We start from the raw sequence: 22,218 nt of genomic DNA, 5'->3' as shown, positions 1-22,218 counted from the left end.
GAGCGTCACAGTTGGAGCCCCTCGTCTTCGCGGATCTCCTCGAGCAGATCGGCGATGGAGTCTTCGGGCGAGAGATCCGTCGATTCGAGCGTCCGAACGATGGCGTCGGGCGGATACCGGACCGGGACGTTCGCCTCCATCAGCAGGATGCCGAGTACCTCCTCGACGGGCGTGTTTCGGTCGATCTGCTGGGCGTACCACATGACGAGGCTCTCGAAGATGGTGACCACGTCGTTCGAGACCATCCGCTGCTGGGAGACCTCACCGTCGAACGCCGCGGTGATGTCGAACCCGTACCGGGAGTTCGCCGCACCCATATCGTCGGTGAGCCACTCGTGAACCGTTCGGGCCGTGAGTTCCGGTTCGGCATCGGGTTCGGACTCCGGTTCGGGTGGTGTCGGTGCCGACGGTGCGCCGGCCGGCTCGGGATCGGTGTCGGGTTCCGGCGGCACGGGCCGGTCGCTGGCCGTCTCCCCGTCGATCTGGCCGGCCGGCTCGGAGCCGGTGTCGGCGATGGGGTCGCCCGACGAGACGACGTAGCGGCCGTCGTCGAGTTCCTTGACCCGTTCGTCCTCGGCGATGTCGAGTTCCTCGGGTGAGAGGACGGGGCCCTCTTCGGGGTCACCGCCGGTCGGCTCCTCGTCTCGGCCCGGGGGCATGCTATAATCTGCCGTGACCGAGGGCAATAATTCCGTCGGTGGTGTCAGACGGCGTCCGTGGCGAACGGACCGAGATGTCTCTGGCCGGCGTGAAGAAAACGAAAAGTGTGTGACCGGATTACAGCGTGGCGGCCGTCTGCCCGCTCAGCGACTGGGGCACGGTGATCCGCACTGTCGAGGCCGAACTGTCTTCGGTCGCGACGTTGAGCGTGACCGAGTCACCCTCTTCCAGACGGTCCACCGCAGTGGTGGGCGTACCGTCCGTATCACCGAGATCAATGTTACTTGTCGCACCCAGCGTCATGACCAGCTCCATCCGGTCGTCGGGACTGTTGACGATCGTGCTGGAGCCGTCCTCGTCTTTGACCGGGTTGATGACGAAGTATCCGGCGTTGTTCCCTGCGCCATCCCTGGCTGCTTTCTCGGAGACGATGTTGTACACCCCGGAATCGTCGACCCACTGAATCGTCACGTCCCGCAGGTCGATGTCCGATGCACCGGGTGCCTTCGTCACCATCAGCGTCACTTTCCCGAGCGCTTCGTCTCTCGAGTCGACAGTCCCGTAATCGTCGTTGGTAATCGTCGCGTCGGCACCGTCCGTCTTCTCACCGGTCTTGGAGACGATGTCCAGACGGTTGGTGACCTGCTGACTCGATTGTTGGCCCGTCTCTTCTGACTGACTCTGCAGGAAGCCGGCCGTGTTGATCAGGACGCCCGCCGCGATCGCCGCGACCAGCACCATCGCGATGAACACGATGAGGGTCCCGATACCGACCTGGCCTCGGTCTTCGTCTTCTTTGAATATCTCGAACATGGCTATGTTACCTGTGCCCGAGCGACCGTCACGGCCGACCCGGACTCTACACGGACAGAATCAATTCTTGGTAATAAACCTGACCTGCCGATTATCGAGTCTGAAAACAACCGATTAGCCGGCGATTATAGAGATTTGTAACGCCAGTCTGGAGGATTTGGATATGATAATCGAGATTGGACTGCGATTTCATCGGTGATAATACCGTCTCCGTCTGGTGGTTCGGCTGCTGGAGGGCGCCGGGAGCTGCGATCACTCGTAGGTGACGAGGCTGTACATCACAAACAGGTACCCGAACGTCGTCAGGCCGCTGTTGACCAGCAACAGCCAGCGGGTCCCCGAGAAGTCGTTGATGAACGCACTGATCATCGTCGCGGCGGCACCGGCAACGGCCAGCGAGAAGCCCAGCGAGAGATGCAACATCGCCTGCCGTGACGTTTGCACGTACGCGCGTATGGCCATGCCGACCATCGTCAACCCGGCCACGACGAAGACCAGGGTGGAGGCGGCATAGAGGATTTCTACTGTCATCACAATCTGTCCCTACGACAATAGAGGGAGGACCTATACCTTAAATCCACCCTTGAAAATATCTATGCTGATAACTACCCGTTACAGCGGGGGCAAAAACCGCCCGACTGCAGCGCCCCTCGGTTCCCCCAGCGGATCGAATGCTGAAATCAACTCTCCGAGAGCGTCCGCCACGCCTCGTCGAGTTTGTTGGTGACTTCCGACCGTTCCTCGACGGCCACGGACAGCTCTCCCGAAAAGTCCACGGTAATCTCGTCGACGTTCCGGCGGTAGACCTTGATCCGTCGGCGGTCGTCCGAGAGGATGTTGTCGTGGAGTTCGAGCAGGTCGTGCTCGGTCAACTCGTCGATCCGCCGGTAACAGGTGGCGATGGGGATATCGAGTTCCTCGCTCAACCCCTGTGCCGACTGGGGCTCGTCGGTCGCCTCCAGGATCTCGGCACTGTACTTGTTTCCAAGCGTTCGTAGAATCTCAGCAGGTGGCATTGATTATCAGATAATGAATTTACCCAAGTATAAAATTGACGGGTCCAACGAACGATCGAAACGGCCCGATATCTGGAGTATCGCCGCCGATTTCAGATCCTCGTAACCGGACAGTAGTGGGTTACATCCGTTATCGAAGCAAATAACAAGTGGTAGAGCGACTCAGATCGGCGATTCGTCTTCACTCATCATCGAGAACGCGCTGGCGTTCTGGTGGACCGTGATCCCGCCGTGTTCGATCTCCATCGGGAAGATGTCGGTCTCGATGTTCTGTTTGCGCATCTTGGCCACCCAGACGTAGCGGTTGACCCCCGATTCAGTGGGCGTCTGAATCAGGTAGATGTTCCCGTCAGTGAGGTAGTTCTCCAGTCCGATATCCGTGTCGGGGAACACCGCGCCCTGTTCGTTGGTCATCAGCGTCGTCAGTTCGTTCTTCCGGAGGATGTCGGTGAACTTCAGCAGGTAGGTCCGTTTCTCCTGTTCGTTCTCGAAAAAGAGCTGGAACATGGTCAGCGAGTCCAGCACCATCCGCTGGTAGTCATCGTCCTGGATGTCGTCGAGCAACAGGTCCAGCGAGGAGGTGAAATCGTTCTCCCGGAGCAGGACCTGCTTGTCGAACACTTTGATATCGCCGTTCTCGACGTGGTCGGCCCAGTTCTCGAAGCCGATGGACTCGGCGGCCTCGCGGATGTCTTTCTCGTTTTCCTCGAAGGAGAGATAGATCCCCTTCTCGTCGAACATCTCGACGCCATTGTAGATGTACTGCAGCCCCAGGATGGACTTGCCGGCCCCCGGATTCCCGCTGACCAGCGTCGTCGAGTTCTTGACGATCCCACCGTTGAGGATCTGGTCGAGTCCGTCGATCCCCGTCTTCGTTAGCTCGATCATGTTTCCTTGAAGAGGCGTACACGCCGCGAATTAAAAAAGGGTCCGCCGTCAGGGTAGAAAAACCTTGTTCTCTAACTGGTCGTGAACGGCGGCCAGACGTTGGCTCGGGGCTGTATCTGGAACGGGGCCGGACCGGTCTACTTGTGGACGGCCTGTGGATCGACCCAGATGACGAACCCGTCCTCCTCGTCGTCCTCGTGGTTGATGACGCCCCGAACCGCCTCGCGCCCGCTCTCGGGGGCTTCCTCGATGGTGTCGGGGTCGAGCTTGACGACCTGGTGGACCTCGTCGACGAGCCACCCGGCGGCCTTCCGGTCGGCGATGATCTCGGGGTCGAACACGATGATCCGCTGGGCGTCGGCGTCGGCCCCGTCGATGTCGAAGATCGTCTTCGGGTCGACGATGGCCGTCGTGCGCCCGCGCAGATCCATCACACCTTTCACGTAGTCGGGTGCGTTCGGGAGGCCGGTCAGCTCGCCCACGTCGACGATCTCGGTCACGTAGTCGATGTCGACGCAGTACGTCTCCGGCCCGAGTTTGAACTCCAGTACCTGCCCCGTCGCCTCGGCGGTGTCCGTCGGTGTCGCCTGTGACATAGTAGATTCGACCGTCGGAGTCGGTCTACTCCCAACTGAACGTGGATCCGGACTTAAGATTGGCCCCTGGGCTATCACATTTGATTACGGGGGCGGTGTCTTTATTGGTTGCTCGCGGATACCACCGGGACAGAACTCACGGATGCCGAAACGCCCGACGCGGACGGACCGTCTCGCACACGCAACGGCGACCGTCGGCGACGCGTCCCCCCGTCGCGACCGGCCGGCCGGTTCCCACGGAGGGAGCTGAATGGCACGGGCGACCCGGGCCGTCGTCACCGACGATTCCCACTTCATGCGGAGTGTCATCTCCGATATGCTCGAGGAGAGCGGCGTCGAGGTCGTCGCGGAGGCACGGAACGGTCGCGAGGCCGTCAGCGCCGTCCGCGAGCACGAGCCCGACGTGGTGACGATGGACGTGGAGATGCCCGAGATGAACGGTATCGAGGCCGTCGAGGAGATCATGGCCACTACGCCCACGCCCGTCCTCATGCTGTCGGCCCACACCGACGAGAACGCAGACGTGACCTTCGAGGCCCTGGAGAAGGGCGCAGTCGACTTCTTCACCAAACCCGGCGGGGAGGTCTCGATGGAGATGTCCCGGCTGGAAGACCAGCTGGTCGAGATGGTGCAGTCGGTCGCGGAAGTCGACGTTCGCGTCGGTCCGGGTACCGACGCGACCACGCCCCAGGAGGCCTACACGGAGGCCATCGAGGCCGCCGAAGCCTCGGCGACGGGCCCGGCCGCTGGGGCCGACACCGGTACCGTCGCGGAACCGGCCGCCTACGTGGACAACCCGACGCTGTTGCTCGGGTCGTCGACGGGTGGCCCGACGGTCGTCGAGCGGATCATGGCCGAGTTGCCGCCGGCGGCGGACCTGCGCGTGCTGATCGTGCAGCACATGCCCGACGGCTTCACTGGCCGCTTCGCCGAGCGCCTCGACAGTCGCAGCGACTACGACGTGGCCGAGGCGACCGACGGCGCACGTATCGGCGGCGGCGAGGCGCTGGTCGCCGCCGGCGGCAAGCACATGGAGGTTTCGAACTACGCACGCGGGCGACTCCGCGTGGCACTCACGGAGGCGCCGCCGGAGAACAGTGTTCGGCCAGCCGTCGACGTGACGATGCGGACCGCCGCCGACTGTATCACGGACCCGATGGTCGCGGTCATCCTGACCGGGATGGGGACCGACGGTGCCGACGGCGTCCGCGCCGTCGCGCGAGCGGGCGGTCGCGTGATCGCCCAGAACGAGGCGAGTTCGGCAGTGTACGGCATGCCGAAACGAGCCGTCGAGACCGGCGTCGTCGACGACGAGCTCGCACTGGAGTCGATCACCGACGCCGTACTCGACGCGCTTACGGAGGCCTAAACTATGGACGACCAGTATCTCGACGCGTTCATCCGCGAAAGCGAGGAAGCGATCACCGAACTGAACAACTCCCTGCTCGCCCTGGAGTCAGACCCGGAGGACGAGCAGGCGATGGAGTCGATCTTCCGGACGGCCCACACGCTGAAGGGCAACTTCGGCGCGATGGGCTTCGAGGACGCCAGCGATCTCGCCCACGCCATCGAGGACCTCCTCGACGAGATGCGAGAGGGCAACATGGAGGTCACCCCCGAGGTGATGGACATGATCTTCGCGGGCGTCGACCAGATCGAGGTCATCGTCAGCGAGATCGAAGAACACGGCGAGTCCACGACCGACACCGACGAAATGGTCGCCGAGATCCGGGGCGTCCTCGAAGACGGCCCCGACGCCGCCGACGACGGGGGCGACGCGGGCAGCGACGCCGCCGAGGAAGCCAGTGACGACACCGCCGAGAGCGAGGGCGACGACGCCGACGACGGCGCGGACGATGGCGAGACTGACGTGACGGTCGACACCTCGGTGTTCGCGGACGCGAGCGTCGACGCCGACGAGGCCTACCACGTCCGCGTCGAGATCGGCGACAGCAACATGCTCGGCGTCGACGGGATGCTCGCCGTCGAGGCGGTCGCCGACACCTTCGGATTGCTGGCCGCCGAACCCGCCCGGGCGAAGATCGAGGACGGCGAGTACGAGGGCGGGTTCGACCTGCTGGTCGACGCCCCGGACACCGACGTCCTCCGCGGGAGTCTCAGCAGCGTCTCCAAGATCGACGCCTTCGCCGTCGAGCACGTCGACCAGTTCGCCGACGATGGCGAGGACGGCAGCGATAGCGGTGAGACGGCGGCGTCGACGGACTCGTCGGTCGACGAGATCAAGTCCGTCCGCGTGGACGTGGACCGGCTGGACGAACTCCACGGCCAGGTCGAACAGCTCGTGACCAGCCGGATCAAGCTCCGCCGGGCCGTCGCCGACGGCGACATGGACGCTGCCGGGGAGAACCTCAACGAGCTGGACAAGATCAGCGCCAACCTCCAGAACACGGTGATGGACATGCGCCTGATCCCGCTGAAGAAAGTCGTAGGCAAGTTCCCGCGACTCGTGCGGGACCTGGCGCGTGAACTCGACAAGGAGGTCGACTTCCGGATCGAGGGCGAAGACATCGAACTCGACCGGACGATCCTCACCGAGATCTCGGACCCGCTGATGCACATCCTCCGGAACGCCGTGGACCACGGGATCGAACCTCCGGAGGAGCGCGAACGGAAGGGCAAGCCCCGCGAGGGGACCGTGGAGTTGCGCGCCACGCGGGAGCGCGACCACGTCATCATCGAGGTCGAGGACGACGGCGCAGGGCTGGACGTGGCGGACATCCGCGAGCAGGCGCTGGAACACGGCGTCCGCACCGAGGAGGAACTCGACCGGATGGAGGAAGGTGAGATCTACGACCTAGCCTTCCACCCCGGCCTCTCCACCAAAGACGAGGTGACCGACACCAGCGGCCGCGGCGTCGGGATGGACGTGGTCCACGACACCGTCACGCAACTCGACGGATCGGTGAGCGTCGATTCCGAACCCGGCGAAGGGACCACCGTCTCGCTGCGCCTGCCCGTGACGATGGCCATCGTCAAGGTCCTGTTCGTCCAGGTCGGCGACGAGCAGTACGGCGTCCCGATCAAGAACATCGACGAGATCAGCCAGATGAACGGGACGAAAATCATCAACGGCGAGGAAGTCATCGAACACAACGACGACATCTACCCCATCGTCGACATCGCCGAGGCGTTCGACGTGCCCGACGCAAAGACAAACGGCGACGGCATGCTCGTCCGGATTCGCGAGTCCGAACGCCAGGTCGCGCTGAAGTGTGACGCCGTCACCCAGCAGGAGGAAGTCGTCGTCAAACCCCTGGAGGGGATCCTCAGCGGGACGCCGGGCCTCTCGGGGACGGCGGTGCTAGGGGACGGCAACATCGTCCACATCCTCGACGTGGTGACGCTCTGAGATGACCGACAGCAGACAGGAGTCCCGCGAGGCCTTCGACGACCTGCTCGGGTACATCCAGCGCGAGGTCGGGTTCGAGACCGGCTTCTACAACGACGCCTACCTCGACCGGCGGATCACCGCCCGGATGCGCCGGACCGGGGCCGACAGCTACGGCGAGTACCGCGACCAGTTGACCACGGAGGACGGCGAGGCCGAGCGCCTGCTCGACTCACTGTCGATCAACGTCACCGGCTTCTTCCGCAACCCCGAGGCCTGGACGGGTATCCAGGACGTGCTGCGCCGCCTGACCGGCGAGCGACGGTCGGTCCGGGTCTGGAGCGCCCCGTGTGCCGACGGCCGCGAGCCGTACTCGCTGGCGATGCTCGCGCTCGACGACGACGAGATCAACGCGCGCCGGCTCTCGATTCTGGGCACCGACATCAGCGACGACTCGCTGAACGTGGCCCGCCGGGGCATCTACGAGACCTCACAGACGACCGACATCGGCGAGGAACTGGCCCCGCTGGCGGACTCGACGAGCTACGTCGAGCAGGACGGCGACCGGTTCCAGGTGAAAGACCGGGTGAAAGACTTCGTCGAGTTCGAGAACCACGACCTCATCCGAGGCGACCCGAAGCGTGATTTCGACCTGGTACTCTGTCGGAACCTGTTGATCTACATCGATTCCGAATACAAGGTGCCCATCTTCGAGACCATCGAGGGGTCGCTCCGGGGCGACGGCTATCTCGTCATCGGCATGACCGAGACGCTCCCCCACGAGTGTCGGGACACGTTCGAACCGTTCGACAAGCGCCACCGTATCTACCGCAAGGCATAATGTCACTCTACCAGCTCGAACGCGAGGGTGAGGTCGAGGAACTCAAGTCCGTGGTCCGGACCAGCGACAACCCGGAGTTACGGGCTCGTGCCGCCGAGATTCTCGGCGATTTCGACGAGGAGACGCTGGACGGCCACGACGTGGTGACGCCGCTGGTCGACCTGGCCCAGTCGACCGACGACGACCGCGTGACCGCCGCCGCCATCGACGCCCTGAATCAACTCGGGACCGACGCGATGGAGGAGTTGATCGCCGAGATGGCCGGCCTGGATCTGGGCGCGGACCGGCAGGCCGACTGGGCCAAGGCCAAGGCCTTCTCGAAGGCACTCACCGCCGACGTGCCCGAACTCCGGATGGCCGCCGCCAACGCACTGGGCGAACTCGGGAAGACGGACGTGTTGCCCAAACTGCTCGACTCGCTCGACGATTCGGACCCTCGCGTCCGGGCGCGGGTCGCCCGCGCCTGCGGCCGGTTGGAGGACGCCCGCGCGACCGACGCCCTGATCGAACGCCTCTCGGACCCGAAAGCCGAGGTGCGCCGCGAGGCCGCCGAGGCCCTGGGGGCCATCGGCAACCGGCAGGCCCTGACCGCACTACTCGACATGTTCGACGACGAGCGCGCGCCGATCCGGCGGATCGCCGTCGGGGCGATGGGGAACTTCGGCAACTCCCGCCCGGTCGAGGGACTGGTGGGTGCCCTGAGCGACGACGACGCCTCGGTCCGCCGGACGGCGGTGTACTCGATCATCGAACTCCTCTCGAACGTGCCGACCGACCAGAGCCACGAGATCCGCGAAACCGTCGTCGAACAACTCAACCGGACCGACGATCAGAGCGTCCTCGTGCCGATGATCGACATCTTGGAGGAGAGTACCCAGAACCGCCAGCGCCGCAACACGGCCTGGCTCCTGGGCCGGGTCGCCGACCAGGACAGCGCCGGCTACGGCCGGATCGTCGAGGCGCTGGTCGAGATTCTGGACGACGAGGACCAGATGACCGCCCAGTTCGCCTCGACCAGCCTCGCCGAGATCGGCGGGGAACAGGTCGAGAGCCGTCTGCTCGAGGTGGTCGACGACACGGATTACGACGAGAACGTCCGCGCACAGGCGGTGTTCACGCTCGGGAAGGTCGGCGGCGAGCGCACGCGCGAGCGCCTCGACGACCTCATCGACCAGACCGAGAGCGAACAGCTCAGGAAGAAGGCTTTCTCGGCCATCTCGAAACTGGGCGGACGGGGTGTCCAGTGAGCCGTGTATCGGCAGTTCGTACGGTAGGAAGGTTAATACACGGCGAGAGCCAAGAATCCGACGGATCGATCAGGACGCATGAGCGAGGGTGAACAGAAGCTAGCCGACGACCAGGGGAAGTTCGCACGGGTCGTCAAGGACGGTCGGAAGCTCAACGACATCGAGTGGCAGAGCGGCCGCATCATCCTCTCGAACAAGCGCATCGTCCTCGTCAGCAACGACGGCAAACGAACCATCCCGCTCTCGAACGTCGACGGCCTCAAGGGCCGAGTCGACGTGAACCAGACCATCGCCCGGGTGTCGGGCTACGTCTCCCTGCAGGTCGGCAAAGACGTGACGCTGGTCGCCCCCAACGATACCGAGGCGTTCAAGAACAAGCTCTACGGCGCACTGCTCAACCAGCAGGTCATCCTCACGAAACACCCGGCCGTCGAGGGCGGCGTCGTCCAGGACACCCAGTGGAAGAAAGGCCGGCTCAAGATCGGCGACGAGCGCGTCGAACTCGCCATCTCCGACGGCCAGTTCGTCGAGATCCCGCTCGACGATATCGGCGGCGTCGACGAGGGGAACCGGACGGTTATGGACGACGAACGCCTCGTGCTGGAGGTCGAACACACCGAGGACGACGGGACGAGCGTCCAGACCCACATCTCCGGGACGCATCGCCACACCGTCTTCCTCCGGAGCCTCCTGCGGGAGGGGGAGCAGCGCGCGGAGGTCAACGCCGACCTCTCCGAGCGCGAACACGAGGTCCTCATGGCACTTTATTCGGGCGTCTCGCCCTTCGAGATTCCCAACTTCGTCGGCATGGACGTGGAGAAAGTCGAGGAAGTGTACGACCGGTTGATCGAACTCGAAATTCTGGAAGAAGTGCGGGTTCGCAAGGAGGTCCGGCTGAAAGCCCGCGGCCGGAACATCGCCAGCGACGTGATGGACGAACGGTAGAAACGATCGCCAGTCAGGTATTGACGTCTTCGAGTTTGTCGCTGACGACGATGCGACCCTTGGCGGTGAGTTCCGTCTCGTCCTGGCCGTCGGCGATCAACCCCTTGTTACGCAGGTCGCTCAGCAACATCTGGACCTGACTGGGTTCGACGTCGACGACCTTGGCCAGCGAGACGCCGGAGCCGGTCGAGTAGACCGCGACCAGCAGTTCGGTCTCGTCCTCGGACAGGGAGGTATCCTCGAGGTCGGCGACGATGTCGCTGTACTCCAGTCGCAGGTACCGACCGAGAATGGACATCTTCCGCCCGGAGTCGATGGCCGCGAGCGAGGTCATTGCCTGCCCGTCCTGCATGTGCCGAACCGACAACACTTCCCGCGGTTTCCCGTCGATCTCGCGCTGACTGCGCTCGAAGCTCGTCACCGTCGAGAGATCGACGGTGAACGTCGAGTCGGGACCCTTGAACCGGACCATCCGCGGTTTGAGGTAGAGCTTCGCGGGGTGGAACGCGGCGTCGGTGACGCGGCCACCGAGCCGCGCGGGGTGTTTGACTGTCATCGTCGTCTCGTTGAGCAGGGCCTTGAACAGCACCGTCGAGAACTTCTCGATCTTGTCGTCGCCGGCCTCGACGGCCGCGACGTGGCGGTGGTCGCCCTTGCGGAACGCGATGGTCACCGTCGAGTCGAAGAACTTCCCCAGGTCCTGTGGAACGTGGCCCACGGCCACGTCGAAGATCGCGGACAGCGGGATCGTGGTCTTGCCGGCGTCGGCGGCCAGCACCAGCCGTTTCTGGCTGAGCAGGATCCGACCCGTCGCCGGTTCCCCGCGCTCGGAGGCGCTGGCGTTGAATTTGCCCACGAAGTCCGCGATCACTGATTCCGACATGCTAGGGGGAGAGTGACGTCAGTACGCGTGGCCGCATCTTGAGGGTTTCGCGCACGGCTTCCCGTACACTTGCCAGTGCGTAGACAGTCAAAACGTTTGTGCGCGTATCGACTCCGGAGCCGTCGGCGAGTCTCGTTCGCGGTCAATCCTCGCCGAGATCGTCGGCAATCGAGGAGAGACTGTCGCTCGGTTGCTCGGTCGCCTCGTAGACGGTCCGTTCGCCGGGGGCGCGGAGGCCGTACTTGAACCCCTCGGTGACCACGTCCAGCAGGACCGAGCCGCCGACGGTCACGTCGGCGTCCGCGACCCACGTTTCGAGGCGGTTCTGTCCGTCGCCCGGGTCTCGCGCCAGCGTCGGCGTGTCGTAGGCCCCGGTGATCTCGGGGTCGCCCTGCAGACTCGTCTCGATGCGAGCGTGACAGGTCCGGCCGTCGAGGACGACGCGGACCAGTTCGTCGGTGGGGACCGCCGCGTCGTCGGGAACGACGACTTTCGGGCGGTCGGTCCGGCCGACGCGTTCGAGACTGGCCCGGTGGGTCACGACGGCGTCGTGATCGCTCGGGAGGCGGTCGGACACGCTATTCGTCGTCCTCGCCCTCGCCCAGCAGGTCGGCCACGTCGGCGGAACCGCGTTCGGTGATCTTGGCGTTGATCTGACGGACTTCCTCGCTAACCTCCCGACCGCGGACGGTCACGCGCTTGCGCTCGCCGTCGCGGGTCGGCTCGAAGCCGGTGCCGCCGTCCGAGAGCAGGGACGTGAGGTTCGGGCCGCGCACGTCCGACCGCATCGGTCGGCCCGCGTTGTCCGAGCCACCCGTGAGTTCGAGCGTGTAGCCGTCGAGGCCGACGGCCGCGCCGTCGACTTCGTCGCCGAGTTCGCGGCCGATAAAGCGGTTCGCGTCCTGTCCGTCCACGTCGATCTGGTAAGTGTCGCCGCTCTCGGGGTCCGCGACGACGACGGTGAAATCTGCCATTGGTCGATTCAGACCGTGCCGAATAAAAAGCCCGTCGGAACGCACCTGCCCCAGCCTCGCCCACCGGACCCGACAGGTCACGGCTGTATCATTACATCCGATGTGTTGTGTTCGTTCTTGATGAACGATGGAAACAGTTTTGTCCCTTTGTTTCCCGCTACCACCCATGGTAGACGTAAAGATAGATGGACGGGTCGGACTACTCGTGCTGTCACTGGTCCTGGTGTTCGGCGGCGGCGCACTGGGCTACTGGGGCCATACCGCGGGCGGTTCGGTCTCGGTACAGGACGTACAGTTCGAGGGCACCAACGGCACGACGATGTCAGGGCATCTCTACGTCCCCGAGGGCGTCTCGGCGAAGAACCCCGCGCCGGGCGTGCTGGCCGTCCACGGCTACATCAACACGAAGCAGGTCCAGGCACCGTTCGCGACCGAGTACGCCAGACGGGGCTACGTCGTGCTGGCGCTGGACCAGACGGGCCACGGTGGCTCGGAGCCGCCGGCGTTCGCCAACGCCTTCGGCGGCCCCGACGGCCTGGCGTACCTCCAGTCCCGGTCGCTGGTCCAGAACGACTCAATCGCGCTGAGCGGCCACTCGATGGGGGGCTGGGCGATCACTGCCGCGGCGGCCGTCCATCCACAGAAGTACGACGCGGTCATCTACCAGGGGTCCGGCCCGGGACCGATTCCCGGGTTCCCGATCCCGAACGCGACTGCACCCAACGGGAGCGCGACGTTCCCGCGGAACGTCGGCGTCGTCTTCGCCGAGTACGACGAGTTCCACTGGCTGATGTGGGGCGCGCCCTCGGCCGACAGCGCGGCGGTCCGGAGCGCGACCAAGACGAAAGCCGTCTTCGGCACCGAGAGCGCCGTCGAGGAGGGCCGGGTCTACGGGTCCGTCGAGTCGGGATCGGCCCGGCGGCTCACCACGCCGGCGACGACTCACCCCGGCACCCACCTCTCCGGAGCTGCGGTGGCGGACTCCGTCGAGTGGCTCCAGCGAACCGTCCCGACCGAGACCGACCTGTCCCCGACGAACCAGGTGTGGTACTGGAAGGAAGTCGGGACCCTGCTCGCCCTGTTTGGGGCCGTTCTCTTCGTGTTCCCGGCGGGGAGTCTCCTGCTCGACCGTGACCCGCTGTCGGCGGCGGTCGACACCGTGCCCGACGCCGTCACCGAACGGGGCGGCTGGTGGTACGCGAACGCCGCCGTCGCCGCGATCGTGCCGGCACTGACGTACTATCCCGCGATGATCCTGGGCGATCAGGTGCTGTCGGCCAACGCCATCTTCCCGCAGACGATCACCAACGGCGTGGCGATCTGGGCGCTGGTGAACGCGCTGCTCACCATTGCCTTCGTAGGTATCTTGCACGTTCGCCGGGACACCGAGGGCGACGCACTGGCCCAGTTGGGGCTGGGGACCGGCGAGAGCGGCGGCGCGGTCGCTCGTGCGCTGGGCGTGGCCGTCGCGGTCGTCGGCGCGGTGTACCTGTCGCTGGTCGTCGTGGACGCGCTGTTCGACGTCGACTACCGGTTCTGGTTCGTCGCGCTGAAACTGCTCCAGCCGTGGCAGGTCGGGGCCTACCTCGTCTATCTACCGGTGTTCGGCGCGTTCTTCGTGGCGCTGGGCGTCCTCCTGCACGGCCGCCTCCGGACGCCGGCGACCACCACGTCGCTCCGGCGCGCGATGGCGACCAACACCGTCGTCGTCGTCGGCGGGTTCGTCCTGCTGGTGGCCGTCCAGTACGTGCCGCTCCTGCTGGGTCACGCGCTCGCGGTCCCGCCGCTGGCGCTGTACGCCATCGTCTCGCTATCCTTCCTGCCCGTGTTGACCGCGGCGGCACTGATCTCGACGTACTTCTATCACCGGACCGGCCGAGTCTGGACGGGGGCGTTCGTCAACGCCGTGTTGATCACGTGGTTCCTCGTCGCGAGTACGGCGACGCAGGCCCCGATCTGACCCCGAGACGGCTTCGAGAACGTCAAGTATGTCCAGTCCGGAGCGAGCGTGTGGACCGAGATTCGCTGGAACGTGAACTGGGAACGGTCTTCGGGGGGACCGAGCAGGCGCGACGCGTCGTGGCGCGACAGGCCCGCGATCTGGCCGACGCCGGAAAGATCGAGGCCGAGTTGGGCTTCGAGTTGACCGTCGACGCCGTCGTCGATAACCTCGAAGACGCGCCCGACGACTACGGCCTGGCCGAGCGCTGGAACTGGTGGCTCGACTCGCTGGAACTCTCACACGGCGGGTACAACCGATTTCGGGTTCGTCCCGACGCCGTGGAGGAGTAAGGGGACGCGACCAGGGGGAGCGTCCCCGGATGTGCGAGCGGTGACAACGGAACCGCGAGCAGGGAGGTTCGACTGAAAGGAGAACCTCCGGAATGCGAACGGCGAGGAAGGAGCCGCGAGCAGGGGGACGCGACCAGGGGGAGCGTCCCCGGATGTGCGAGCGGTGACAACGGAACCGCGAGCAGGGAAGTTCGAGCGTCGCGAGGACGACCGAAAGGAGTCCTCGAACGGTCGAGCGGTGAAACCGCGAGCCAGGGAGACCCGCCGGAATGCGAACGGCCGACCACCACGGCCTTGAGTGGGGGACTCCTACCGACGACAACATGGCCGAATCGGACGCGGAGGTGACACCGGATGCGTCGGCGCGACGCCGAACAGCCGCGGAACCCGACGCCACGACGGCCGGCGACCGCGAGTCTGCCACCGGCGACGACAGCCGGGCGGCCAGCGCAGGGACCGACGGCAGCTGGCTCCGTCTCCGCGTCGCCTGGCGACTCCTCGTCGTCGTCCGGCAGTTCCTCCCGCTCGCCCTCGCCTACGCCCGTGACCGACGGCGCTTTCTCCTGTTCGGGCGCGGTCGGCAGGTCGATCACGAGACACAGGTCGACCGCGCCGAGGAACTGCTGGACACGCTGGTGGCGCTCGGCCCGACGTTCATCAAGGTCGGCCAGATCCTCTCGACCCGGCCCGACGTGCTCCCCGGCCCGTACATCGTCGTCCTCCAGCGGCTACAGGACCGTGTACCCCCGGCCGCGTGGGACGAGATCGAACCCATCGTCGAGGCCGAACTCGGGCCCGTCGAGGAGGCCTTCGACAGCTTCGACACGGAACCGATCAGCGGCGCGAGTCTCGGCCAGGTGTACACCGCTCGGCTGGACGGCCAGCGCGTCGCGGTGAAAGTCCTGCGGCCGAACATCCGGCAGCGCGTCGCGGCCGACCTCCGGGTGATCGAGACGCTCACGCCGCTGCTGATCCGGGGGGCCGAGCCGGGACAGGCGTTCACCCTCGAAAATCTCGCCGACGAGTTCTCGACGACCATCCGCGAGGAGATGGATTACGTCCACGAGGCCTGGATGCTTCGAACCGTCCGAGAGAACTTCGGAGACGACGACCGCGTGCGCGTGCCCGAGCCCGTCGACTCCCACTCCGGGCCCCGCGTGCTGACCATGGAGTACGTCGAGGGGACGAAGATCACCGACGTGGAGCGGTTGGACGCCATGGGGATCGACCGCCAGGCCCTGGTCGAGCGACTCTTCGAGGCCTACATCGAGATGGTGCTGGAGGATGGTGTCTTCCACGCCGACCCCCACCCGGGGAACCTGGCGGTGCAGGCCGACGGCACCATCGTCTTCTACGACTTCGGGATCACCGGCACGGTCGACGAGCAGCTGCAAGCGCAGATCTTCGATTTCTACGTCGCCATCGCTCAGAACGACGTGGACGGGATCATCGACTCGTTCGTCGCCATGGGCGCGCTCGACCCGACCGCGGATCGCCGGCTCCTGCGGGAGATGTTCGAGATCGTCATCGAGAGCTTCCGGGGCCAGGACGTGGACCAGTATCGCGTCCAGCAACTCGTCGCGGACTTCCAGGCCGAACTGTACGAGTTCCCGCTCCGTCTCCCCCAGGACCTGGCGCTGATCGTCCGGATCACGACGGTACTGGAGGGGGTCTGCCGGACGCTCGATTCCGACTTCGACCTGATCGAACTCGTCACCGAGTACGTCCGCTCCGAGGGGTACGCGAGCCAGGGGGCCCGGGAACTGCTCGACCGCGCCGGCGACGAGTTGCGGGCCACGACCGAGGCCCTGCTGGTGACCGGCCCGAAACTGGAGCGCACGCTCGACCGCGCGAACAGGGACGACCTCACCGTACGCACGGCGTTGGGCGACGAGAACGGCCTGTTCGACCAGCTCGCGAAGCAGGCCGTCCTCGGGCTCGGGTTCGTCGCGTCGGCGTTCGCCACACTCGTCCTGTTCGTCGCCGGCGACCGGACGGCCGCCGCCGTCGCCGGACTCGGCGCTCCGGTCGCGCTCGTGGGCCTCTACCTGTCGCTCCGGCGTCGGTCGGGAATCAGTGCGGAGCCGCAGTTCACCCGACAGAACCTCCAGGCCCGTGAGAGCGAGCGCGAAGACGAGGGATACGCCACCGCTTATGGGAACGTCGACGACGACGGGCGAGAGTAGCTCAGATCGACACCCGATCGCCGTTCTCGGGCGCGCTCGCCTCGAATCCGTCGGCGACCAGTTCGTCGGCGAAGGCCCCACATCTGTCGCCGTGGTCGATCAGCACCGGTGTGTCCCGGTAGGAGTCGAGCAACTCCAGTAGGCCCGACCGGTCGGCGTGGGCGGAGAAGTCGTACTGTTCGACCTGTGCGGCGACGGGCATGACGCGGCCGTCGATCTCGGCGCGCCCCGTTTCGAGTAACTCCCGACCGGGCGTGCCCTCGACCTGATAGCCCGTCATCGCGATCTTGTTCACCGGCCGATCCCGGATCTCCGGGATGTAGGTCATCGCCGGGCCACCGGAGAGCATCCCGCTAGTGGTGATGATAGCTACGTTCTTCTCGGCAATCCGTTTGCGGTGCCCATCTCTCCCGGTAACGAATCGAGCATGTGACTTTGCTCGCCGAAGTGCCTCCCCATCACGGAGGAAAGCAGGATACTGACGAAGCGTCTCAGTCACCTGCTTGCCCATCCCGTCGACGTAACAGGGAATGTCATGCGACTCACAGATAAGCAGCAGCTCCTGCGTACGCCCGATTGCAAAGGCAGGAATGACAACCGTGCCCCCCTCCCACAGGGTCGTTCTGACACTCGTGGCAAACTGTTCTTCGAGGTCTCCTCTATTTCCGTGCGTGACATCGGAATACGTGCTCTCACAGACGACAACGTCCGCGGCAGGACGGGCGGTCGTACCTGCGACGAGTCGCTGATCCTCGGTGTGAAAATCACCCGTGTACAGTAGTCGTGTGTCTCCATCGTCAATCAGCACGTGCGCGCTCCCGGGGATGTGGCCGGCGTTATAGAAGGTGACCTGGTGATCTGCCGCTTCGAATGTTTCACGGTAGCCGTGTGTTTCGGAAACCTGGGTGACGCGTTTGATTTCTTCTTCGGTGAACGGACAATTGTACGTACCGCCATGGAGCTTGAGCGTATCACGAGCGAGTGTGAGCGCGAGTTCGCGCGTGGGCGGTGTCCAATGAATCGGTGATCGATCATCACCTGAGAGGAGTGACGGAAGCGCTCCGACATGATCGAGATGGCCGTGACTGGCGACGACTGCGTCGGGACTGGGCGATGCCACGGGAAACTGTGGTGGGGTGGCGCTTTTCATTCCGTAATCGAGAAGGAGAGAACCGTTGACAAGAACAGCACTACGCCCAACCTCCTCAGCCCCACCCAGGAACCGAATATCCATTTGAAAGGACTATGCGTTGGGACTGTTTGGATGCGTCGGAATAGTCGTATCAAACCTACTATCTCTCTGAGCGAGGAAACCCAGTCCAAGACCGACAACGTCTCCGCTGCCGCCGAAGAACAGGCCGCGGAACTGAACGAGGTCACCGAGCGAGCCAACAACTCCAGCGGTACGCCCAGCAGCTCGTGACATACTCGACTGCTTCGAGAACGAAGCCGAACACGAGTTCGACGTCTCGGTCGGTCCGACCGGCAGCGGTGGTCTGGCCGGCGAGAGCGAAGCGGGAGAAGAGTAAGCCGTCGACTCCTGTTTCGACGCGCTCGGTCCGTGGACTGTTTTGTCTTCGACCCAAACGACCGACGATGACACGTACTGCACTCGTCACTGGCGCCAGCGGCGGCATCGGAAGCGCGACGGCACGGAACCTCGGGGCGGACCACGACGTAGTCGTCCACTACAACAGCGACCAGGAGAGCGCCGAGGCCGTCGCGGGCGACGTCCGAGATCAAGGGCAGGACGCTCTCGTCGCTCAGTGTGACGTCACCGACCCCGAAGCGGTCACGGCAATGGTCGAGGACGTACGCGAGCAACTCGGCACTATCGACGCCCTCGTCAACAACGCCGCCGTGTTGCACGAGGCACCGCTTGAAGATGCCGACGACGAGACGATTCAACAGACCCTCCGTGTCAACCTCGAAGGAGCAGTCTACTGTACCCGTGCCGTCCTGCCTGCCATGCGCGAACAGGGCGAGGGACGGATTGTCAACATCTCCTCGACCGCCGGGACGGGCGGGAGTCCGACTGACGTGGCCTACGGCGCGTCGAAGAGCGGGCTTCTCGGCCTCACAAAGTCGCTGGCGAAACAGTACACCAAGGACGGTATCCGCACAAATGCCGTCGCACCGGGGCCGGTCAAGACGGAGATGTTCGCGGAGGAGCGACGCCCCGACGTGCGGGACATCTCACCGCTGGACCGTCTGGTCGAACCCGACGAGGTAGCCGAGGCCGTCCGGACCTTCGCCACGACGTCTGCGATGACCGGCCAGACGCTCGTCGTCGACGGCGGCATCCGTCTCTGAGCTGCCGGGTCGTTTTGCGGTTCGCGTGACTCGTTGACAGGGGCCGATATTACGAGAAACCACGGCTTTCTTGAGGCTCAGTCGATGGAAACCGACCGTGTCTGACACAACAGCGACGGGTATCTCCCGACGGAGGTATCTCAGTGGTATCGGTGTCGCAGGTACTGTCGGTCTCGCTGGCTGTCTCAGTGGCATCAGAAACGGAGGCGGGACGTCCCCGAGCACGTTCAAGTACGGGACTGTCGGCTCCGAGAGCGCAAACGGCATGGGCAACGTTGACCCGTACGGTGCCTGGACGCTCGCCGACCGACTGGCGGAGAAGTCCGATGGCGACGTGAAAATGGACATCATCGGCGACTCGCAGGTCTGTGGCGAGTCGGACTGCATCGGGAAGATCCGAAACGACATCGTCCAGGCGGGCACGACCTCGGTCGGGAACACGACGAAGTTCTCGCCGGAGAACAACATCTGGGCGCTGCCGTACCTGTTCCCGCCGGACAACCGCGCCGCACTCTCGTATGGCATCTTCAGCGAGACGGCGTGGAAGCAGTTCTGGGTCCCCTTCGCCAAGCAGTACAACTACGTTCCGTTCATCGGCTATCCGGCCCAGCATCGGGTCATCCACATCGGCCAGTCCGGTGCGAAACAGGTCGACGGGGAGCGCGTCACCACGCCCGACCAGATAGAGGGAATGGACATTCGCCGGACTGTCTCTCGAATTCCCGCGAAGGCAATCACCGAGTGGGGTGGCAGCCCCGTCAAGGTCAGCTGGGGTGACGCCATTCAGGGGCTTAAATCGGGCCTCATCGGCGGTATGGAGACGTGGCTGACGAACGTCGCCGCTTACGGAATGCTTCCTTCGCTCGACCAGACCGTTCTGAACAACTGGTCGCTCGGCATCGAGATGAGCTGGGCCAACGTCGACTGGCTCAAGAGCCTCTCCGACGAGCACCGGTCGCTCGTCGCTCAGGAGAGTGAACGGGTCACAGAAGAGCTCATCCACAACACCGAGGAGGTCATCACCGACCGCGCCGGTGCCGTCCAAGAGCCGCCCGAGGGAACGGACTACGGAAAAAGCAATATCAAGATCAACGTTCCGTCCGAAAGCGAACTCGAGCAGTGGAAAGACGCCACCGCCTACAAGCGGAACTCCGAGCTCTACAGCAAGACCTTCGAGCAGGCCGGCACCCTGCTGGGAGGCCCCGACGCGGCGCGGGACTTCGCGGACAGTATCTACGAACTGACTCGGAGTTCTTCGGCTCCCGAATCGACTGCGGACTTTACCCTCACGTCTTGGTGGGACGACCACCTCGACGAAATCTAAGTATGTCCCCGCTTCTCGATTCAGAGTCAGCACCGCTTCCCCAGCGACACCTGTCGCGGCTCCGCGACCTGGAGAAGAATCTCGAATCGTATCTCGCTATGGGGTTCATTCTCCTCTATGCCGTGCTCGTCGTCTACAAGATTCTCAGCCGCCTCCTGTTCGACGCCTACTCGTTCGTCTGGCTTCAGGAGGTCATTATCGGGCTGTTCATCTGGGCGGCGTGGCTGTCGACGGCGAGTCTCGTTCGCTCTGACGACCACATCCGGTTTTCGGCCGTCATCAAACGGCTCCCTCGCTGGGGCGTCTACGGCGTCTACTGTATCGAGTGGCTGCTCTGGTTGACGCTCTCGGGCGTCATCGTCCAGTACTCGCTGCGCTACATCGAGCAGTCCGTCCGGTCGGGCACCACGATTACCGGAACCCCGATTCCGGAGTATCTCCTCTATCTCTCCGTCACCGTAGGGTTCGCGCTCGTGTTTGTCCGGACCTGCCAGCAGTTCGTTATCGTGACCCGCAAGTACCGCGCCGGTGAGGAGTTGCTGACCGGCAGTGATCTCGGGAGTGAGTGACGATGTTGGGTTTCCTCGAGGGGAACATCCTTATCGTCCTGACGATTATCGCCGTGGCCCTGTTCCTCCTTGGCGTGCGCATCCTGCTCGTGTTTGGCGTGTGGGCGCTGGGCTATGCAATCACGCATACGCTGTTCCCACCGATCAACATGCCCATCGTGGCCTACGAGTCGCTGAACTCCTTCCCGTGGGTCGCTATCCCGCTTTTCGTCATCGTCGGCTCGCTCATCAACGAGTTCGGCATCTCTGAGGACATCGTCGAGTTCACCAACGCCGTTGCCGGCTGGCTGCCAGGCACTATCGGCAACACCGCTATCTACACGGCCGGCGTGTTCTCGGCGATCACCGGCTCGAACGAGGCGACGACCGCCTCCGTCGGCGAAGCACTGTTCGACGAACTCCAAGAGGAAGGCTACTCCGACACCTTCGCCGCGGCGACGGTCGCTTCCGGTGGCACGGTCGGTATCATCATTCCGCCGAGCGTCCTCTTTATCATCTACGGCGTCACATTCGACGTGCCAGTGACGGACCTGTTCATGGCGGGTATCATTCCCGGTATCGGGATGTTGCTCGTCCTCTCGGCGTACTGTAGTTACACGGCCCACAGGAACGGCTACGGCGTCGAGGACTTCGACTTCGAGGCGACCCGCGTCGTGCGGGCGGCGTGGCGGGCCAAACACGCCTTCGTCACTGTCGCACTGCTCGTTGGTGGCGTCCTCGCCGGTCTGTTCACCCCTTCGGAGTCGGCTGGCATCGCCTTCGCGTACATCCTCGTGACCGGGACCCTTACCGGCCGACTCGGCGACCGCAGTCAGGTCGTCAGCGCACTCCAGCAAGGTGTCACACTGACAGGTATCACTGTCCCGCTGTACGTGATGTCGGTGATGGTCCAGCAGAACCTCTCCTATGAGGGCGTTCAAGAGGTCGTTGCTGGCCTCATCGCCGGCCTCCCCACGGAGTGGCTCATCATCTCGGCGATGGTGGCACTGATGCTGTTCACCGGCTCGGTGCTCGCGTCGCTTCCGAACATGATTATCACCGCCCCGCTGTTGGCCCCCATCGCCACCGGAACGCTCGGACTGCATCCTGTCACGTGGGGCGTCGTGTTCATGATGAGCGACGCTATCGGGTTCATCACCCCGCCGTACGGATTGAACCTCTTCGTCATCAGCGAACTGACCGACCAGGAGTACATGCGCGTCGCGATCGCTGCTGTCCCGTATCTCCTGCTGTTGATCGGAGTCTGGCTACTCTTTTTCCTCTTCCCCGGACTCAACGTTCTCTCGCCTGTCTGACGGGCACCACTTCTTTCCCCGCTGCGA

The 22,218-nt window shown here is 64.4% G+C and carries 22 protein-coding genes; 12 read left to right on the top strand and 10 right to left on the bottom strand.

From position 1 onward, the window contains the following. Window positions 1-5: 5 nt before the first annotated feature. From MU521_RS18615 to MU521_RS18590, 6 genes are all read right to left on the bottom strand, one after another. A complete protein-coding gene (locus MU521_RS18615) occupies window positions 6-659 on the bottom strand; it encodes a DUF7500 family protein (protein WP_092690907.1) in 654 nt (217 codons plus the stop codon). A gap of 118 nt (window positions 660-777) precedes the next feature. After that, window positions 778-1,473 (bottom strand): flagellin, encoded by a 696-nt coding sequence (locus MU521_RS18610; protein WP_092690905.1) that lies wholly within the window; start codon window positions 1,471-1,473, stop codon window positions 778-780. Window positions 1,474-1,725: 252 nt separating this feature from the next. Then, complete coding sequence (locus MU521_RS18605) at window positions 1,726-2,004, bottom strand: DUF7521 family protein (protein ID WP_077206593.1); 279 nt, start codon at window positions 2,002-2,004, stop codon at window positions 1,726-1,728. A 149-nt stretch (window positions 2,005-2,153) separates the two neighbouring features. Then, entirely contained in the window at window positions 2,154-2,489 is a 336-nt protein-coding gene (locus MU521_RS18600) for an ArsR/SmtB family transcription factor (protein ID WP_077206592.1), read from the bottom strand. Between the two features lie 162 nt (window positions 2,490-2,651). Beyond that, window positions 2,652-3,377, bottom strand: a complete 726-nt coding sequence (locus tag MU521_RS18595; protein WP_092690903.1) for an RAD55 family ATPase — start codon at window positions 3,375-3,377, stop codon at window positions 2,652-2,654. Between the two features lie 137 nt (window positions 3,378-3,514). Then, a complete protein-coding gene (locus MU521_RS18590; protein ID WP_092690901.1) occupies window positions 3,515-3,973 on the bottom strand; it encodes a chemotaxis protein CheW in 459 nt (152 codons plus the stop codon). Window positions 3,974-4,223: 250 nt separating this feature from the next. Between MU521_RS18590 and cheB the strand changes: the two genes are divergently transcribed. The 5 genes from cheB to MU521_RS18565 all read left to right on the top strand — a co-directional run bounded on the left by cheB (window position 4,224) and on the right by MU521_RS18565 (window position 10,355). Beyond that, window positions 4,224-5,342 carry a chemotaxis-specific protein-glutamate methyltransferase CheB gene (cheB, locus tag MU521_RS18585; protein WP_092690895.1) on the top strand — a complete coding sequence of 373 codons (1,119 nt, stop codon included), beginning with the start codon at window positions 4,224-4,226 and terminating at the stop codon, window positions 5,340-5,342. A 3-nt stretch (window positions 5,343-5,345) separates the two neighbouring features. Then, window positions 5,346-7,343, top strand: a complete 1,998-nt coding sequence (gene cheA / locus MU521_RS18580) for a chemotaxis protein CheA (protein WP_092690892.1) — start codon at window positions 5,346-5,348, stop codon at window positions 7,341-7,343. A 1-nt stretch (window position 7,344) separates the two neighbouring features. After that, window positions 7,345-8,163, top strand: coding sequence for a CheR family methyltransferase (locus tag MU521_RS18575; protein WP_092690889.1), 819 nt, complete (start codon window positions 7,345-7,347; stop codon window positions 8,161-8,163). Beyond that, complete coding sequence (locus tag MU521_RS18570; RefSeq protein ID WP_092690884.1) at window positions 8,163-9,410, top strand: HEAT repeat domain-containing protein; 1,248 nt, start codon at window positions 8,163-8,165, stop codon at window positions 9,408-9,410. Before MU521_RS18575 ends, MU521_RS18570 begins: the two co-directional genes overlap by 1 nt. Before the next feature lie 78 nt (window positions 9,411-9,488). Further along, a complete protein-coding gene (locus MU521_RS18565) occupies window positions 9,489-10,355 on the top strand; it encodes a CheF family chemotaxis protein (protein WP_092690883.1) in 867 nt (288 codons plus the stop codon). Window positions 10,356-10,368: 13 nt separating this feature from the next. Here MU521_RS18565 and MU521_RS18560 read toward each other — a convergent pair whose 3' ends face one another. The 3 genes from MU521_RS18560 to MU521_RS18550 form a co-directional block, all read right to left on the bottom strand. Continuing rightward, window positions 10,369-11,238 carry a CheF family chemotaxis protein gene (locus MU521_RS18560; protein ID WP_092690880.1) on the bottom strand — a complete coding sequence of 290 codons (870 nt, stop codon included), beginning with the start codon at window positions 11,236-11,238 and terminating at the stop codon, window positions 10,369-10,371. Window positions 11,239-11,380: 142 nt separating this feature from the next. After that, on the bottom strand, window positions 11,381-11,815 hold the full coding sequence (locus MU521_RS18555) for a DUF7112 family protein (protein ID WP_092690877.1): 435 nt from the start codon (window positions 11,813-11,815) through the stop codon (window positions 11,381-11,383). A 1-nt stretch (window position 11,816) separates the two neighbouring features. Continuing rightward, window positions 11,817-12,212 carry a 30S ribosomal protein S6e gene (locus MU521_RS18550; protein ID WP_092690875.1) on the bottom strand — a complete coding sequence of 132 codons (396 nt, stop codon included), beginning with the start codon at window positions 12,210-12,212 and terminating at the stop codon, window positions 11,817-11,819. A gap of 166 nt (window positions 12,213-12,378) precedes the next feature. Here MU521_RS18550 and MU521_RS18545 point away from each other — a divergent pair, with 166 nt between their 5' ends. The 3 genes from MU521_RS18545 (at window position 12,379) to MU521_RS18535 (ending at window position 16,690) form a co-directional block, all read left to right on the top strand. After that, window positions 12,379-14,172: an alpha/beta hydrolase family protein gene (locus tag MU521_RS18545; RefSeq protein WP_092690872.1), complete on the top strand. Its 1,794-nt coding sequence runs from the start codon at window positions 12,379-12,381 to the stop codon at window positions 14,170-14,172. After that, entirely contained in the window at window positions 14,169-14,504 is a 336-nt protein-coding gene (locus MU521_RS18540) for a WNWW family protein (protein WP_490166457.1), read from the top strand. The genes MU521_RS18545 and MU521_RS18540 overlap by 4 nt, the downstream gene beginning before the upstream one ends. A gap of 269 nt (window positions 14,505-14,773) precedes the next feature. Further along, on the top strand, window positions 14,774-16,690 hold the full coding sequence (locus MU521_RS18535; RefSeq protein WP_245681164.1) for an ABC1 kinase family protein: 1,917 nt from the start codon (window positions 14,774-14,776) through the stop codon (window positions 16,688-16,690). Between the two features lies 1 nt (window position 16,691). Here the strand turns inward: MU521_RS18535 and MU521_RS18530 are convergent, their stop codons facing one another. Beyond that, window positions 16,692-17,924: an MBL fold metallo-hydrolase gene (locus MU521_RS18530; protein WP_092690868.1), complete on the bottom strand. Its 1,233-nt coding sequence runs from the start codon at window positions 17,922-17,924 to the stop codon at window positions 16,692-16,694. 362 nt (window positions 17,925-18,286) lie between these two features. Between MU521_RS18530 and MU521_RS18525 the strand changes: the two genes are divergently transcribed. The 4 genes from MU521_RS18525 to MU521_RS18510 all read left to right on the top strand — a co-directional run bounded on the left by MU521_RS18525 (window position 18,287) and on the right by MU521_RS18510 (window position 22,191). After that, the gene (locus tag MU521_RS18525) at window positions 18,287-19,003 is read left to right on the top strand and encodes an SDR family NAD(P)-dependent oxidoreductase (protein ID WP_092690865.1); all 717 of its coding nucleotides are present in this window, start codon (window positions 18,287-18,289) and stop codon (window positions 19,001-19,003) included. 97 nt (window positions 19,004-19,100) lie between these two features. Next, window positions 19,101-20,327: a TRAP transporter substrate-binding protein gene (locus tag MU521_RS18520; protein WP_139171085.1), complete on the top strand. Its 1,227-nt coding sequence runs from the start codon at window positions 19,101-19,103 to the stop codon at window positions 20,325-20,327. A gap of 2 nt (window positions 20,328-20,329) precedes the next feature. Continuing rightward, window positions 20,330-20,896: a TRAP transporter small permease gene (locus MU521_RS18515; protein WP_092690859.1), complete on the top strand. Its 567-nt coding sequence runs from the start codon at window positions 20,330-20,332 to the stop codon at window positions 20,894-20,896. Window positions 20,897-20,898: 2 nt separating this feature from the next. Then, complete coding sequence (locus MU521_RS18510; protein WP_092691408.1) at window positions 20,899-22,191, top strand: TRAP transporter large permease; 1,293 nt, start codon at window positions 20,899-20,901, stop codon at window positions 22,189-22,191. Window positions 22,192-22,218: the final 27 nt, after the last annotated feature.

The sequence above is a fragment of the Halorientalis regularis genome, assembly GCF_023698535.1.
GTDB classification, from domain to species: Archaea; Halobacteriota; Halobacteria; order Halobacteriales; family Haloarculaceae; genus Halorientalis; species Halorientalis regularis.
Note: the sequence above shows the minus strand (reverse complement) of the source record. Positions and strands in the feature narration are given on the sequence as shown.